This window comes from Tunturiibacter psychrotolerans (assembly GCF_051013365.1).
Taxonomy (GTDB): domain Bacteria; phylum Acidobacteriota; class Terriglobia; order Terriglobales; family Acidobacteriaceae; genus Edaphobacter; species Edaphobacter psychrotolerans_A.
The window spans coordinates 3,733,411-3,748,783 of sequence record NZ_CP132941.1 but is presented as its reverse complement, the minus strand read 5'-3'; the positions used below and the strand labels follow the sequence as shown (position 1 = coordinate 3,748,783).

At 56.1% G+C, this 15,373-nt stretch carries 14 protein-coding genes and 1 tRNA gene; 6 read left to right on the top strand and 9 right to left on the bottom strand.

What is annotated here, in order from left to right; all coding sequences use genetic code 11:
- Positions 1-11: 11 nt before the first annotated feature.
- From RBB76_RS15665 to RBB76_RS15650, 4 genes are all read right to left on the bottom strand, one after another.
- The gene (locus RBB76_RS15665) at positions 12-1,253 is read right to left on the bottom strand and encodes an ABC transporter permease (protein WP_429629874.1); all 1,242 of its coding nucleotides are present in this window, start codon (positions 1,251-1,253) and stop codon (positions 12-14) included.
- Positions 1,246-2,178 carry an ABC transporter ATP-binding protein gene (locus tag RBB76_RS15660; RefSeq protein ID WP_429629875.1) on the bottom strand — a complete coding sequence of 311 codons (933 nt, stop codon included), beginning with the start codon at positions 2,176-2,178 and terminating at the stop codon, positions 1,246-1,248. Before RBB76_RS15660 ends, RBB76_RS15665 begins: the two co-directional genes overlap by 8 nt.
- A 117-nt stretch (positions 2,179-2,295) precedes the next feature.
- The gene (locus RBB76_RS15655) at positions 2,296-2,694 is read right to left on the bottom strand and encodes an ester cyclase (protein ID WP_429629876.1); all 399 of its coding nucleotides are present in this window, start codon (positions 2,692-2,694) and stop codon (positions 2,296-2,298) included.
- Positions 2,695-2,763: 69 nt separating this feature from the next.
- Positions 2,764-3,996: an MFS transporter gene (locus RBB76_RS15650; RefSeq protein WP_429629877.1), complete on the bottom strand. Its 1,233-nt coding sequence runs from the start codon at positions 3,994-3,996 to the stop codon at positions 2,764-2,766.
- A 100-nt stretch (positions 3,997-4,096) separates the two neighbouring features.
- On the opposite strand from RBB76_RS15650, the gene recG reads away from it, so the two are divergent.
- A complete protein-coding gene (gene recG / locus RBB76_RS15645) occupies positions 4,097-6,481 on the top strand; it encodes an ATP-dependent DNA helicase RecG (protein ID WP_429629878.1) in 2,385 nt (794 codons plus the stop codon).
- A gap of 53 nt (positions 6,482-6,534) precedes the next feature.
- Here the strand turns inward: recG and RBB76_RS15640 are convergent, their stop codons facing one another.
- Both RBB76_RS15640 and RBB76_RS15635 read right to left on the bottom strand, forming a co-directional pair.
- Complete coding sequence (locus RBB76_RS15640) at positions 6,535-6,981, bottom strand: response regulator (RefSeq protein ID WP_429629879.1); 447 nt, start codon at positions 6,979-6,981, stop codon at positions 6,535-6,537.
- A 658-nt stretch (positions 6,982-7,639) separates the two neighbouring features.
- Positions 7,640-8,614: a PhzF family phenazine biosynthesis protein gene (locus RBB76_RS15635; RefSeq protein WP_429629880.1), complete on the bottom strand. Its 975-nt coding sequence runs from the start codon at positions 8,612-8,614 to the stop codon at positions 7,640-7,642.
- A 324-nt stretch (positions 8,615-8,938) separates the two neighbouring features.
- On the opposite strand from RBB76_RS15635, the gene RBB76_RS15630 reads away from it, so the two are divergent.
- Together RBB76_RS15630 and RBB76_RS15625 are read left to right on the top strand one after the other, a co-directional pair.
- Positions 8,939-9,595, top strand: a complete 657-nt coding sequence (locus RBB76_RS15630; protein ID WP_429629881.1) for a peroxiredoxin — start codon at positions 8,939-8,941, stop codon at positions 9,593-9,595.
- Between the two features lie 46 nt (positions 9,596-9,641).
- A tRNA-Cys gene (locus RBB76_RS15625) sits at positions 9,642-9,717 on the top strand.
- 105 nt (positions 9,718-9,822) lie between these two features.
- Here the strand turns inward: RBB76_RS15625 and RBB76_RS15620 are convergent.
- Both RBB76_RS15620 and RBB76_RS15615 read right to left on the bottom strand, forming a co-directional pair.
- A complete protein-coding gene (locus RBB76_RS15620) occupies positions 9,823-9,957 on the bottom strand; it encodes a hypothetical protein (RefSeq protein WP_429629882.1) in 135 nt (44 codons plus the stop codon).
- Positions 9,958-10,707: 750 nt separating this feature from the next.
- On the bottom strand, positions 10,708-11,745 hold the full coding sequence (locus RBB76_RS15615) for a hypothetical protein (protein WP_429629883.1): 1,038 nt from the start codon (positions 11,743-11,745) through the stop codon (positions 10,708-10,710).
- Positions 11,746-11,781: 36 nt separating this feature from the next.
- Here RBB76_RS15615 and RBB76_RS15610 point away from each other — a divergent pair, with 36 nt between their 5' ends.
- The gene (locus RBB76_RS15610) at positions 11,782-12,900 is read left to right on the top strand and encodes an acyltransferase family protein (RefSeq protein ID WP_433963439.1); all 1,119 of its coding nucleotides are present in this window, start codon (positions 11,782-11,784) and stop codon (positions 12,898-12,900) included.
- Positions 12,901-13,727: 827 nt separating this feature from the next.
- On the opposite strand, the gene RBB76_RS15605 is transcribed toward RBB76_RS15610, so the two are convergent.
- A complete protein-coding gene (locus RBB76_RS15605) occupies positions 13,728-13,973 on the bottom strand; it encodes a hypothetical protein (protein ID WP_433963438.1) in 246 nt (81 codons plus the stop codon).
- A 460-nt stretch (positions 13,974-14,433) separates the two neighbouring features.
- Here RBB76_RS15605 and RBB76_RS15600 point away from each other — a divergent pair, with 460 nt between their 5' ends.
- A complete protein-coding gene (locus RBB76_RS15600) occupies positions 14,434-14,730 on the top strand; it encodes a hypothetical protein (protein ID WP_429629884.1) in 297 nt (98 codons plus the stop codon).
- Positions 14,731-14,912: 182 nt separating this feature from the next.
- On the top strand, positions 14,913-15,308 hold the full coding sequence (locus RBB76_RS15595) for a 5'-3' exonuclease H3TH domain-containing protein (RefSeq protein WP_433963573.1): 396 nt from the start codon (positions 14,913-14,915) through the stop codon (positions 15,306-15,308).
- The last annotated feature ends 65 nt before the right edge of the window (positions 15,309-15,373 follow it).

Sequence of the window (15,373 nt, the reverse complement as noted above, 5' to 3'; positions counted from 1 at the left end):
CGGGCGAAGTTCTAACTGTATTTGAGCCAGCGTAAAAGCTCGGGAAGGTTGGGCTTTTTGCCGTACATCAGAATCCCGACGCGATAGATGCGGCTGGCGACCCAGAGAATGCTGACGATGGTGAGGCTCATCAGAACGAAGGAGAGGCCAATCTGCCAGGGTGGAACGGTGGTGAGCGAGATGCGGAAGTTCATGAGCAAAGGGCTGCAGAATGGGATCAGTGACACGACCTGCGCGAGGGTTGAATCAGGGGCGCGAGTGATGACAAAGATCATCAGGAAGCAAAAGGCCAGAGGCAGGACGAGAAACATGTTCAATTGCTGCAACTCTTGTTCGGAGTTGGTAATTGCGCCCAGCGCGGCTGCGATGCTTGAGTAGACCAGAAATCCGAAGATGAAATAGATGACGAAGAAGAAGATCTGCGTGGCACTGATGGGAGCGTGGCCTCCGCCGATCAGGTTGGTCGCGAAGGGGGTTGCGCCGAGGGCGGCGGCAGCGAGCATCCATACTGCGATCTGAGTAAGGCCTACAGAGCCAACACCAAGAATCTTGCCGGCGAGCATCTCGTCGGGCTTGATGGTAGAAAGCATAACCTCGAAGACGCGGCTGGTCTTCTCTTCGATGATGGAGCGTGCCGTGTTCATGCCATAGAGCATGATGACCATGTACATGAGGAAGAAGAGGAGATAGGCGGCGCCGAAGGCAGTGCGGCTGTCTCCGGTTTTGCTCGTGTCGATGACAACTGGCGCCATGAGCGCGTCGATTTCGGAGGCCCCCATTCCCTGTCGGGTGAGGCCTTCGCGAGTGATGACGTTCTTGATGGCGGCCGAAAGATCGTCTTCGGTCGTGACGTCGCCTGCCGAGCGTGGGACGTAGGTAAAGCTCGGTCGCGTGTTGCCCTGCGAGGGCGGTGTAATCCAGAGATAGCCCGTAAGATCGCCGTGCTTGCTGGTCAGATTCTGATCGAGGGTGGCGCGAGTTGCGTCGCCGTTTGAGGTTGATGGGGCGAGGAGGTCGACCGTCATACTGCTGTTTTTCCCGGTCTGAAGCTCATGCTTGAGATCAGCCGCAAAGTTGGTATCGGACGAGATGATGGCGATGTGTGCGGAGGATTTTGTGCGCGATGCGAGATAGCCGCTGCCGAAGACAAAGCCACCCATGAGCAGCGGAATAAGGATGGTAGCGACAAGGAACGCCTTGGTGCGAATGCGCTCCAGATACTCGCGCCTGGCGATGAGCCAGATGTTATGCATTGACGTGAACTCCTGCAGGCTGCGAGGCCTGCGATGTTTCGGTTACCTTCTCGATGAAGATCTCTTCAAGCGTCGGCTCCATGACTTCGAAGCGAGTAACGCGGGCTTTGACGATTGCCGCGGCGAGGAGCGCCTGCGCGTCGGCGCCTTCCTTGAGACGGATCTCGGCGTGGCCACCGTAGTTCTTCGCTGAGTGGATGGTGGCGTGATTGAGGAAGGAGTCGTCGCCGGTGAAGTTGATGAGGACGCGGTTGACTGGATAGCGAGACTTGATCTCACGCATGGAGCCTGAGAGTACGAGATGGCTGTTGTGGATAAGGCAGATGTTATCGCAAAGCTTTTCGACCTGATCCATGCGGTGAGTGGAGAAGAGGATGGTGCGGCCTTGTTTGCGAAGGTCGACGAGGGTGTCCATGAGAAGGACGGCGTTGACCGGATCGAGGCCGCTGAATGGCTCGTCCATGATGATGAGCTCGGGCTCGTGGAGGAGGGTGGAGATGAACTGGATCTTTTGCTGCATGCCTTTGGAGAGCTCTTCGGTCTTCTTGTGGATCGCTTCCGTGATCTGCAGCTTTTCGCACCATACATGCGCGCGCTTCGAAGCAGTAGTGGCGTCGAGGCCGTGGAGCTGTCCGAGGAAGATGAGTTGATCCATCACCTTCATCTTTTTGTAGAGGCCGCGCTCTTCGGGCAGATACCCGACGCGCTTGAGGAGGCTGCGATGAAACGGCTGACCGAAGAGACTGATGTTTCCGGAGTCTGGGACCGTGATCCCGATGATCATGCGGATGGAGGAGGTTTTGCCTGAGCCGTTGGGGCCGAGGAGGCCGAACATGCTGCCGGGTTCGATGGTGAAGCTGAGGTCGGCTACGGCGATCTTGGTGTCGTAGGCTTTGCGGACATGTTGCAGTTCTACGATAGACATAGGTTCTCTTCTATGTTGAGTTTATCAGGCGATTCTGCAGGCGGGGCGCTAGTGTACGCAGCGACATTGGGCCTTCGTGGAGGCAAGCCCGTGAGAATCTGATTTGTGCAGGAATGATTATTCGAGCTGTTTGTACATCGTGGTGAAATCGAAGTTATTCCAGGACTCGACAATTTTTCCGTCTTTAACGCGGAACATCGTCATGCCATGGAACTTGATGGGCTTGCCTGTGGCGGCCTTGCCGGCGAGGGCTTCTCCGGTGTGCGTGCCGGTGACCAGGCAGCGTGCCGCGGTCCTGTCTCCGTCGATGATGGCTTCTTCCACGTTGATGTGGAGGTCCGGAAAGGCGGAACGGAATGATTTGTGGAAGGAGCGAAAGGCGGTCATTCCGTCCACCTCCCTTCCTTCGGGATGCGTGAGACCGTGGCCTATGCTGTGAGGAGACATCATCTCGTCGATGGCATCTTCGCGGCCTTTGTTCCAGACTTCTTCAAACCAGCGCTCTGCGAATGTCATTTGAGTTCTCCGCTCCCTCAAGGCGTTTTGCCACGCTCCAGAGGTGACGGAATTATAGGCCCTCTTTCGTTAGAGGACGGAGAGCTCTTCGGCTATTTGGGCGTCGCGGTGTTTGCGGTCTAATCTTGCCGAGATGAGCGCGAGCAGGAGGGTGAGAGACGTTACGAGAATGCTGGCGATCGGGAGTTGGCGGTAGGTGTAGCCGGCTGTGAGCATCATGCCACCGAGTGAGGCTCCGGTTGCGTTTCCGAAGTTGAAGGCTCCCTGATTGAGAGTGGAGGCTAGGTTGGGGGCCGCGGCGGCCTGGTCGACGATGCGGGATTGGAGGGGTGCTCCGGCGGCGAACTGAATGGCCCCCCAGAGGAGGATCATCGTGATGGCGGGAACGACGTGGGGTTCGGCGTAGTAGAGGGCGATGAGGGATGCAATGAGGGTCAGGAGTGCGCCGATGAGGAAGGTCATGGGGCGCCAGTCGCTGAGGGTGCCGCCGAGAAAGTTGCCGACGGTGATGCCGACTCCGAAGAGCAAAAGCGTAAGCGTTACCGTGTGGGGGGAGACCAGCGTGACGGCTTCGAGCGCGGGAGCAATGTAGGTCAAGACGCAGAAGAGCGAGGCGGAGGTGAGAACGCTCATGGCCAGAACCAGCAGAACCTGCGGCTTGCGGAGGACGCGGAACTCGTGGAGCAGGCCGCCGGAGCCTGCGGCTTGTTTGGGGACGAAGAAGAAGACCGCCGTAGCTGCGAGAAGGCCGATTGGGACGATGGCCCAGAAGGCGAATCTCCAGCCGTAAGCCTGACCTAGAGCCGTGCCGACGGGAACGCCGAGGACGTTGGCCAGGGTGAGGCCAGAGAACATCAACGCGATCGCCTGAGCGCGTTGGTTGCGGGGGACGAGACCTGCGGCGACGACACTGCCAATGCCGAAGAAAGCTCCGTGGCAGAGGGCGGTGAGGACGCGCGCCGCGAAGAGGAGGTTATAGGTGGGGGCGATGGCGCAGGCCAGGTTGCCGAGCGTGAAAACGCCCATGAGGAGGAGAAGCGCGAGCTTGCGCTCCAGACGGGCGGTGGCGATGGCTACGATGGGCGCGCCGACGGTGACAGAGAGCGCGTAGCCGGTGACGAGGACGCCCGCCTTGGGGATGCTGACGTGAAAGTCGTCGGCAAGGTTGGGCAGCAGACCCATGATGATGAATTCAGAGGTGCCGATGCCGAAGGCAGCTATGGCCAGCGCCATTAGAGGCGTATGCAGCAGGATGTTTTTGCGCTCTGCCGTCGTTTCTGGACTTGCTTCAAAGCCTCGCATTCTTTTATTCCAACATACCTCCTGTCAATGCGTGTCAAGACGAAGAAATTGTTGGAGTGTCCGGGATTTGATCGCGGCCGGTTCTTGGTAGCATCGGTCTGTGCTGGAACTTTCTACACCGATCAAATTTGTAAAGCTCGTGGGGGAGCGCATTGCCGTCGAGCTTGCCAAGCGCGGCGTTGAAACTGTAGAGGATCTGCTTTATCACCTGCCGTTTCGCTATGAGGACCGACTGAATCCGGTTCCGATGAGTGCTCTGCAGGCGGGGACGATGGCCTCCGTGATCGGCGAGGTCAGAGGATCGGTGCTGCTGCAAACGCGGAACATGCCGTTGTTCGAGATGACCGTGGGACAGGGGCTCAGCACGGTAAAGTGCATGTGGTTTCGCGGCACGTACCTACGGGATAAGTTTCATGTGGGGCAGATGGTAGCGCTGTATGGAAAGCTTGAACCTTCCCGAAGCAGCGCGGGCAAGTTCAAGATGATTCAGCCGCAGTTTGAGATCTTACCTTCCGGTGGCGGTGCAGATGCCGAGATACTCGAGGTCGGCCGGATCGTACCGGTCTATGAGTCACTGGGGGGAACCACGGCGTGGGGTGCGAAGCTGGGATCGAAGTGGCTGCGGCGCGTGATCTGGGCTCTCTTCGAGGAGCTTGAAAAGCAGGGGGGCAGCGAATCTCTTCGTCCGCTTGAAACGTTGCCGCAGGCGATGCGTGCAAGGCTTTCGTTTCCGGGCAGGCTGAAGGCCCTGAAGTCCGTACATTTTCCTGATGCTGGAACTCCGATGGTCGAGTTGATGTCCGCAACTACGCCAGGACATAGGCGGCTGATCTTCGAAGAGCTGTTTTACCTTGAGCTGGGCCTGGAGTTGAAGCGGCGGCGAATGCGAGAGCGCGAAGGGACCGCGTTTGTGACGAATGTGAAGGTGCGAGAAGCGATCAAACAGGTGCTTCCCTTCCACCCTACCGCCGCACAAAAGCGAGTGCTGGGCGAGATTGCCAGCGATATGCGCCGGCCTCAGCCAATGCGTCGATTGCTGCAGGGAGATGTGGGATCGGGCAAGACAATCGTTGCGATGCAGGCGGCGCTGGTCGCTATTGAGAATGGCTATCAGACGGCCCTGATGGCGCCGACAGAGATTCTGGCGACCCAACATTATCTTTCGGCCAGGAAGCTGCTGGGAGAAGTCCTGTCGCCGCGTACTGGAAAACCTTACCGCGTGACTCTCCTTACTGGATCGCTCGACGAGGCGACGAAGCGAGAGGCGCGCGGAAGAATCTTTCGCGGCGAGACCGATCTTGCAATCGGAACTCACGCACTGATCGAAGATAAAGTTGACTTCGACAATCTCGGTCTTGTGATCGTCGATGAGCAGCATCGTTTTGGCGTGCAACAGCGGTTTCGTTTAATGAAGAAGCCAGGAGCGCTCGATCCAGACGTACTCGTCATGACGGCGACGCCGATTCCCCGAACGCTTGCGCTGACACTGTACGGCGATCTCGATGCGAGTGTGATTGATGAACTGCCCCCTGGGCGTACTCCGATTGTGACGAGACGGACAACAGAGGAGCGGGCAGAGGACGTCTGGAGTTTCGTCCGCAAACAAGTCGAAGCTGGGCGCCAGGCCTATATCGTCTATCCGGTAATTGAAGGGGCAAAGGATGATCAACCGGAGTTGGACTTTCCGCAGGATCCTGAACCGGATGCGGGTGAGGCAAGCCTGAGGGTGGCAGCAGGTTCTTCCGCTGCGATGCGGAACGGCAGCGAAAAATTGAATGCAGGCAAGAAGACCAACGCTACAAAGTCGAAAAGTACGAAGACGAAGGCCGCAAAGCTATCGTCAAAGACGGAGAAGCTATTCGAGCCGAAGAAAGCACTTCGTGCCGCGACGGATATGTATGAGGAGTTGCGGCTGGGGCCACTAGGCGGACTTCGTCTTGGCCTGCTGCATGGACGCTTGAGCGCAGACGACAAGGACGTGACCATGCGCCGCTTTCAGCGCGGCGATCTGGACGTTGTGATTGCAACGACGGTTATTGAAGTAGGTGTGGATGTTCCGAATGCCTCGGTAATGGTGATCGAACATGCAGAGCGGTTCGGTTTGGCGCAGATGCATCAACTGCGAGGACGGGTTGGTCGTGGAGCGGCGAAGAGCTACTGCGTGTTGATGACAGGCGGCAGAGTGAGTGAGCAGGCCGAGGCTCGACTGGATGCGATGGTACGGACCCAGAATGGATTCGAACTTGCAGAGCTGGATCTTCAGCAGCGCGGACCCGGCGAGTTCTTTGGAACGCGCCAGGCTGGTATGCCGGAGTTTCGCGTTGCCAACCTGATACGCGACCGGGCCCTGCTTGAGTTGGCCAAAGTGGAAGCCGCGCGATTTGCATCAGAGCCGGACCCAGCCGTTTCGAGCGAAGAAAAAGATGCGGTGTGGGCGCGGCTCAAGATGCAGTGGCAGCGGAAGTACGGTTTAGTCGAAGCCTGAACCTCGCTCTGCTTGTGCAAGTTCTGACCATGCGCCCACGCACGAAAGAAACGTCAGCTTGCGGTGGCGTGGGTGAATGCGCCAAGTGACGCAGACTGCGAGGGGCCCGGGACAGCCTTTTTGGGTCCACGTTTGCGGGCTACCAGGACGCGGATTCTCTCGATCATCTCCGCCGGCGAAGAGGCTCCCTTCGGAAGAAAAACGTCGGCATGGAGAGCGCGATCGAAGGCATTGACGGTGCCGGAGACGATCATCGCGGGCAAGCCGGGATGAAGCTGTTTGGCGCGACGGACCAGTTCGTTGCCATCCATCTGCGGCATCAGGAGATCGCAAAGGATCAGATCCAGTGTGCCGGGAAGGTATTGATCGAGAACGGTCAGCGCCTCCTGCGCGCTGTGAGCGGCGACTACGCGGTAGCCACGGGTTTCGAGAAGGAAGGTGCGAACTGAGAGAATTTGTTCATTGTCATCTACACAGAGAATCGTCTTCTTGGGGCGCATGCAGTCTCGCTTCTGCCGGACGCCACCTTGTGGTGGCTCGCGGCTGATGAGCCAGCCTGACGCGTCTGCTGGTTTGCAGGCGCGCCGGTCTGGTGTTCAAAGGTGACCCGTGGTTCGGCCGGTGTGGCTCTTCGGCGCGTAGTGGGTCCGCTGCTCCGGAAGAGGAAGGACGAAATGAGCGAAAGCTCTCCCGTCTGCTCCACAAAGGGATCAGGGCCCATTGTCCAGCGAGCGTTAGCTGCCGAACCTCGGGGTGCGAGAGAGGCCGTGGGCCGACGCAGGTTGCCACGCGGCTCAGGAGCGCAGGAGGTCCCTCTGCTGCGAATACAGTGAGCGTCGATGCCAAAGATGCTGGCATCGAACTCACTGCGCGTGCAGACAGTCGGAGTGCGCTGGGGAGTCGCGACTGCGGAGCAGTCGGGCTTCTCTCAACTCAAATTGTCAGAAAACAGGCGAAAGCAATCATCTCCAACGACGCTTCATATTGCATGTAACGTCGTCGTCAACGCTTTCCAACAGTACGAATGAGTCGGTCACTTGGCAAGCGGCGAAGTTTGGGCGAAGACGTCAAATATTAGAGCTTGCACATCCACCGGTCGCGTAAAAAGGTGCGTATTCATTGAGGACTCATGATGCGCTCCTGTTGAAATCTGGTGCATCACGGCAGGAAAAGGCGTCCGCTTGCAACAGGAATGGTGCGTCCGCCGACGAACACTTTTGTCACGAGGTTGTCTTCGAGGGCCGCGCTGACATGAATGCGACTGGGGCGAAGCATCTCGATTCCCTGCTCGAGGATGATCTGCTGCCCGCTCGCGACGCGGCCGTGCCGCACGAGGTAGGCGATCGTGCAGCCTGAGGCAGAGCCGGTCGCAGGATCTTCGCCTGAATCGAACTGCATGCGCGCGTGCCATTGCGCTCCTGAGTTTGCATTAGCAGGAGTAATGCAGAAGAAAAACTTCGCGCCTACTCGGTCAAGAAATTGCCGAGAGTTTTGCGCGTTGATGCGGAGGCGGTTCGCAACCTCCATTGATCGCAAGGGCACGATGCAGAACGCCATCCCCGTGGAGACTATCTGCGCGGGCAGATTTGGATCGAGATCTTCGACGGGAAGATTGAGTGCGTTGGCTAAGGCTGCGCGCTCGTCGGAATTGTTGAGAGCCTCTCCGAAGGTAGGGTCGGTTTGCCGCATAGTGCCGAAGACGCCGATATCTCTGGGCTGCGGCGGCCGGAAGCGAACAGTGATTGGCCCGACACCAAGATCGAGTGTGATCTCCTCTGCGCCGCGGAAGACTGGATGATTCCAATAGAGCCAACTGGCGGTGCCCAGAGTTGGATGGCCAGCGAAAGGGACTTCTTCAGTAGTGAGGAAGATACGGACATGGACACCGCGTTCGCGTTCGATCTCCGGTGCGCGCGGGAGGATGAAGGTGGTTTCACTCAGGTTGGTCTCGCGAGCCAGCGCCTGCATCTCGTCGGAAGCGAGGCCGCGAGCGTCGGTGAAGATAGCGAGGGCGTTGCCTTCGAGCGGCCGTTCGGCGAAGACGTCCACCTGGGCAAAGTCGTAAGTGCGAGAGGCCGAAGTTTGGTATGGGGAAAGAGGCGCGGCGGCGAAACGCGGGTCGTCATTTGACATCGAAGCTCCTCGGAAGTATGGTTTGGAAAGACCGCAATGGGGGCAACCAACCCCATGCTAGCCTAGCTGGCAGCGGCACAAAACATTAGCCATGACGATGATGCCAAACACGACCACCACACTCTGCTGCTGCTGTTGCTGTAGCCCAGTGTGGGTGTGTGGATGAGCGGCTCGAAGCAAGCATCTTCGAGCAGCACAGAAACCCACCCAGAGCGAATGAGCCGGGTGGTTTTTTTACGTTTAGGACCAGTACCTGCATCGCATGCGGCAAGTAGTCAATTAGAGAATGACAGATTGGGAGAACCCCAAAGAAAGTGAATCGAGATGTCACTCCGTATCAACGATGTTGCTCCTGATTTCACTGCAGAAACAACCCATGGCACGATTCATTTCCATGAGTGGATCGCCGACAGTTGGGCAGTTCTCTTCTCGCACCCAAAGGACTTTACTCCGGTGTGCACGACCGAGCTTGGCGCAGTGGCAAATCTGGAGAGCGACTTTGCCAAACGTGGCGCCAAGGTCATCGGGCTTAGCGTGGATCCGGTCGGGAATCACCACAAGTGGGCAGCAGACATCGAAGAGATCGGGGGATCGAAGGTGAACTACCCGTTGATCGGCGATCCGGAGCTGAAGATTGCGAAGCTTTATGATATGCTCGCGGCCGACGCGGGCGAGACGTCCGAAGGTCGAACACCGGCCAACAATGCGCCGGTGCGGACGGTTTTTGTCATTGGACCGGATAAGAGGATCAAGCTCACGCTCGCTTATCCCATGACGACTGGGCGCAACTTCGATGAGATCATTCGTGTGCTCGACTCAATTCAGTTGACCACACAGCACAAGGTGGCAACGCCGGCAAACTGGAAGCAGGGCGATGACGTTATCATTACTGGAGCTGTCTCGAATGAGGACGCCGATAAGATCTTTCCCGGTTACAAAACGGTAAAGCCTTATCTACGGACAGTGGCACAACCGAAGTAGAGAAATACTTGCCTCGCCACGAAGCTTCGGAAGCGTGGCGAACAGGGCACCGATGGCGAAGTGGCTAACGCGCTGGTCTGCAAAACCAGTATTCATGGGTTCAAATCCCATTCGGTGCTCCAATAATCTCAACAGCTTAGAGAGCAATTCAAGCGCAGCACTGGCTACTGTAGCGGAAAATGTAGCGGCTGCCGCGCTTTTCTTGTGCTCCCCGCTCTGCTCCGCCGCTATTGAACGACATGAGACAGTTGCGGCGCTGTTCGCTCCGCATGGGCGATCTTGTGTTCGCCGACATACTTCTCCATCTTGTCCATCGCCTTTGACTGGTGCTCTTGCGTCGGGTGGGCGTAGCGGATAACCATATTGATCTTAGAGTGGCCTAGCATCGCTGCCAGCGTCACGGCCAGCCACGGTCAACCGTGAACTGGCATGTTTGCGAGCGATGTTCAATCACGCAATCAAGGGCGAAGTGCCTCTGAGAAATCCGATAAGCAAGACGGCGGCGAAGGTTTTGCGTGAGGACAACGAACAGACTCGAGTTCTCACCTATGATGAGCAAATTAGGTATCTCGAGAAGGCCACACCGATGCGAGATCCGACTTCTAGTTCTTTACGGCTTTGGTAGTTTTCACGCGCCCACTTCCGCCGTCTTTCTTTGTTCTTTTGATCCCGTTGGTGAAAGATATTTCGGCATTCAAAACAGCAAAATCGCGATCCCTTGGTACGCGCATAGAACCATTCAAGGTCGACTGGGCATCTCCGCACACGATCAATGAGACCGTCTCTGGCCAGCCCTAGATGCGATGCGAGAAAGAGACTATTTGAATGGAACCTGATTTCATACAAGCGAGAAAAGGGACAAAGCCACGTTTACACGTTATTGAAGCCCTCATGGGAGTGGAAGCCGCTAAAGGAAAGACAGAGAATCAAACAGAGACCGCGCGCGTTACGTGCCCAAACAGGCCCAGAGGTGTAGCAAAAATTGCTGTACCCAAGACGCTAGTCACGCAGTTTTTGCTATACCCCGCAGCAAACCTTGCTGATCTGTCTAAGTGCTTCTAAGAAGATGGATTTTGTCTTTCTTTGTTTAGCGACGAGTTGTCCGCAGGCATTCACCATAAAGCCTCGACCGAGCGGCTTAGTTCCATCTGTCCCAATCGATTCGGATGCAGCATATCGTTCATCTCAGCGGGCGTTCCGAACATGTACTTTCGGGTGTCGAAGAGTCGAACGTTAAGTCCGTCTGCGGAAAAGAGATTTACGTCGGCCTCGATATCTTCGATATATACCTGACAGGTCCCCTTAGGAAAGTTGCAGGGGTCTGTTGGATTTTGAATGTGAAACGGAATCGTTCCCACGAGCACAGTAGGAAGGCTGTTAGCAGAGGGTCCAGTCGGTGTACCGATGCCCACGACAGAAACTCCATTGGCGCCTGCGCTGGTCTGGGTGAATGTAACCACATGTTTCCCAGCGCGGACCGACGGCAAGCGGAGGAAACTGAGCGAGTTTGTAGTGTGTGCGGCGCTGGTTGCTATCCTCGGCGTAGTTTGCACGCTTCCTGTGCCCACAACAACCCCATCTACAGAGTAACTGTAGGTCGCGGGATTATCATCGTCGATCCTGGGCCACGCATAGATAGGACCGGCATAGGACGTAGTAATGGCAAAGCTAACGGTCGATCCTAGACCGCCCGTAGTCCAGGAATTCCAATTATTGGTCGTGTCTATCGCTCCTGGCCCTGTGGTTGTTACCCCTACCGTCCCGCCGGCCAGAACCTTAGATTCAGCTGGCAGTGCGAACCAAGAGATTGTGGCCTGATGACAGAGTTCAAACACGGCTTCATACGGGCCTACGCCCTTGAATGTGACGTCATTGGTACCGATCAACAAGCTGTAGGTTGGATGGGTAGCCAGCGTCGGACTATCCTGATTGGGAAAGATCTGCAGCGTCGGCACGTCGCACGCCTGGTTGGCGGAGAGCGCGTTGTTCGCCAGAGTCACGTGCTCGTACTTCGCTACGAGGTTGGGGTAAGATTGCGTAGCAGGATCGTCTAATGTGAAGCCGTGTGTAATCGAATCTCCATAGGCTCGGTACTGCGCCACCGATGTGGGTACGAAGGGCCACTCGACGCCGCATCCGGTTAAAATCAAAGATGCTAATGACAAAACGACGGTTCTAAGACGCGGGTGAGATTGAGCGATATCAAGATAAAAACTGTACCTACATTTCGCGGAATACAGGTGTTGCGTGGGTTGGCAGCGTGCATGGTCGTGATTCATCATTCCACCCAATCGTGGTCACAGAGTCTTGGTAAAGGAGTTTCCGCACCGACCTGGGAGGCCGGCGCTGCTGGTGTAGATATTTTCTTTGTCATCAGCGGATTCGTCATGGCGATTTCGACGATTGGAAGGGAGGATAAGACCCACCCTGCCGTCAGCTTTCTTGAACGAAGGCTGATCAGGATCTATCCGCTCTACTGGATCGTCTCGCTCGTTTATCTCCTAAAAGTGACGATAGTTCGGTGGTATCCGCGATTTGCGGGCACCGGCCAGCACGTTCAAACGCCATTAGGGTATATCGTATCGTCCTTTCTGCTCATTCCGTACAGGGATTCCCTCGGCCACATTCAGCCGCTACTAAATGTGGGATGGACTCTATCATTTGAGATGTTCTTTTATCTTCTGTTCGCGTTAGCGCTCGCTTTACGCGTTCGTGTGGCCTACTTCCTCACCCCGATCATGTCGATATTGGTAGTGGCGGGAACATTCCATGGAGCGCATTGGCCTGCGATCCTGCTGGTACTGACTGATCCCATGCTGCTGGAATTCCTTGCAGGTGTGTTGCTCGGACAACTCGTCATTCAAGGTGTTCGCTTGAACGTGGCAACTTCCGCGCTGCTCCTAATCGTCGCTCCGATGTTGTTTTTTTTCGCTCCACGGACCCCCATACGCGTCCTGCAATGGGGAGTTCCAGCTGCTCTGCTGGTTTCAGCATTTGTCATGCTGGAGGATCGTTTCGAGGGGCTCTGGCCGCGCTGGGCACTCCTGCTTGGGGATGCGTCCTATTCGCTCTACCTGTCGCATTTCCTGGTACTCATCGTACTGGCCAAAAGAATGGTGAAAATTTCAACCTTGACGTCGACGCACCTGAAAGGTGAGATTGCTTCAGTTTTGATTATGTCCTGCTGCGCAACCCTGGTTTCGATCGTACTGTATCGGGTAGTGGAACAACCAATAAACAGGAAGCTCCGCCGCTCTTTGCTGACCGAGAGCGAAACGCGACGAGTGATTTTGAAGGTGGCTTGAGTTCACTCTCTAGAGATGTTGAGATCATACCCAGTTTCGTTGACTCAAACTCCATGCCATCTTGGGGGGTTACGGCGATGGGTTCCACGGTGGCGCTGCGATCTGCAAATCCGAAAAGCCTACAGCCGAGATGGTTAAATCGGGCCTGTTCTGGTTCTGCAATGAAGGGGAGGCTGACGCGCATTTCACAGACGTGCAGTGGTGAGCAGACTATTGCGCTTGTTATTCCCAGATGCGCTGATTCTCTGCGGGTGGGTAGGGGATGATGGCATTTCGTCAGAGATACGCGCGCGCGTGGCTCGAGCCATAGGTGCTAACAGGCTGGAAAGCAGCTTTCAGCGTAACGAGTACAGGACCAACAACTGACGTTTCGCGTGGGCTGGCATACTAAGAAATGCTAAGGTGTGTGGGATCACAGCGAATGATTGGCTCCGCTGATAAACACCGAGAAAACAGTGGAGACTGCTCTGCTCAACACGTCGCCCGTGAGCTTGTGACTGGATGCGAACAACGCACTAAATCCCCATCTGCTTGCGATAGTTTTGTCCTAGGGCGACCTCATCACCGTCACAAATGGCTACAGCTGAAAGATATCTGCAAGCAAGGATAGAAAGGAGGAGAGACAACTAAAAGGAAACAGAGACGAGAAATCTCCTCATCCCAGAATTTCTGAAATGGCTGCGCCTAATCATCGATGGTCGCGGAATAGTCTGTTCGGCAGCCTGCGCTGAAGGGTGGCCTTCGTTCGGTCGGGACAAAAAAAATAAGCCTCCACCACCTGGGAAGATGATGGAGGCTGGGTGTTGCTATTGCTTACGCGTGCTGAGTCAGAACCCACCACGGCCATATCCGATGAATGCAACGGGACCCTTTGACACCAGGTAGGTGTACGGATCACGCGCAATCTGGAACCCACCAGCGTTACCAGTCACACTGCGGAGCGTGTAATAAGATTGAAAGTCACCGAAAGCCAGAGCCGTATGAGTGGCAAATGCTTGGGGCGAACTGATCCAGAGCCACAAGTAGCGCACCCAGAGCACCTGCACCACCAGATGCGTAAGAGGCGAAATCACGGTCATCGCATCTTTGAGGCTTCATTGGTTGGATGGAAAAATGTCCGCCACAAGGCGCAATTGGAACTTCTGTTCCTTTCACCATCCGGCCCCTCCATCCAGGAATTTGATGTTTGGCTGCAATGGGGATCACATTCGGAGTCGAATGAGCTGGCTTTGATGCCGCCATGTAAAAGAACCGGCACAGCTTCCTCTCGCGCTAATCGGCTGGTGCTCTCAATTAGCGATGTCTACTGAACTTGGGATGCTCACGGCATTCCTCCAAGACCGAGTATCAAACTGGGTTCTAAGGGATAGTGATGGCCAGGGCGATTTCGTTTCATACCGACGAGGTCCGTTTACGGTGTCCTGGTCGAGGCAGGTGATATGGCATTTGGTTCTCTAGCGATGGAGAAGATGACATGCGCGCCGTAACGATAACATCTGCCTAATGATTTCCTTATGGATTTAAGGGAGCGTTATGGAAGTGCATCTGATTGACGGGACTTACGAGCTCTTCAGGCATTTCTACGCCCTCCCATCCGCTAAAGACAGCGAAGGTCGCGAGGTGGCTGCCGTGCGTGGTGTCCTCGGTTCACTTTTAGGCATGATGCAGGCCGGTAAGACGTACATCGGGGTGGCGACAGACCATGTGATTGAATCCTTCCGGAAACAAATGTGGCCCGGATATAAGACCGGTGAGGGCGTAGACCCCGAGCTGCGATCTCAGTTCCCGCTGCTCGAAGAGACGCTGACCGCACTCGGAGTAGTGGTGTGAGCGATGGAAGAGTACGAGGCAGACGACGCGCTGGCCTCGGCAGCTTTCCTCGCACGAGAAGACAGTCGAGTTGAGCGTGTCGTCATCAGTACCCCGGATAAGATCTTGCTCAGTGCGTTCAGGGAACGCGGGTTGTTCAACTTGACCGCCGCAGACGTCTTGAACGGGATGAACAGGGAGTCATACAGAAGTTTGGAGTCAAACCGAACTCCATTCCCGACTACCTCGCCTTAGTTGGCGACACTGCAGACGGTTATCCTGGACTGGCGGGTTGGCGAACGAAGTCTGCAGCAACAGTCCTGTCGCGTTTTGGCAGATTGGAAGCAATTCCACCTGACGCAAAGGATTGGCGGATCAACGTCTCCAATCTAAAGAGCCTCTCCGATGTTTTCAACAGCAAGCGGGATCTGGCTTTTCTCTTCCGAGACCTTGCTACCCTTCGAACCGATCTCCCGCTTTTTGCAACTGTTGACGATCTGCTCTGGACCGGGCCGACGCCCGACTTTCCTCCAGTGGCCGATCGCCTTGACAAAGCTAAATTCTCGGCGAAGCGCGTTCCGCGTTCAGTAAGACGATAGACTGCGTCCCGCAACAGGGCTGTTGAAGGTTCCCCAGGGTTTGTGCCGAAAACTCAACGCCCGCT

Coding starts and splice junctions, on each gene's coding strand:
- RBB76_RS15665 (WP_429629874.1), bottom strand. CDS start 1,253: ATGCATAACATCTGGCTCATCGCCAGGCGCGAGTATCTGGAGCGCATT.
- RBB76_RS15660 (WP_429629875.1), bottom strand. CDS start 2,178: ATGTCTATCGTAGAACTGCAACATGTCCGCAAAGCCTACGACACCAAG.
- RBB76_RS15655 (WP_429629876.1), bottom strand. CDS start 2,694: ATGACATTCGCAGAGCGCTGGTTTGAAGAAGTCTGGAACAAAGGCCGC.
- RBB76_RS15650 (WP_429629877.1), bottom strand. CDS start 3,996: ATGCGAGGCTTTGAAGCAAGTCCAGAAACGACGGCAGAGCGCAAAAAC.
- RBB76_RS15640 (WP_429629879.1), bottom strand. CDS start 6,981: ATGCGCCCCAAGAAGACGATTCTCTGTGTAGATGACAATGAACAAATT.
- RBB76_RS15635 (WP_429629880.1), bottom strand. CDS start 8,614: ATGTCAAATGACGACCCGCGTTTCGCCGCCGCGCCTCTTTCCCCATAC.
- RBB76_RS15630 (WP_429629881.1), top strand. CDS start 8,939: ATGTCACTCCGTATCAACGATGTTGCTCCTGATTTCACTGCAGAAACA.
- RBB76_RS15620 (WP_429629882.1), bottom strand. CDS start 9,957: ATGGTTATCCGCTACGCCCACCCGACGCAAGAGCACCAGTCAAAGGCG.
- RBB76_RS15600 (WP_429629884.1), top strand. CDS start 14,434: ATGGAAGTGCATCTGATTGACGGGACTTACGAGCTCTTCAGGCATTTC.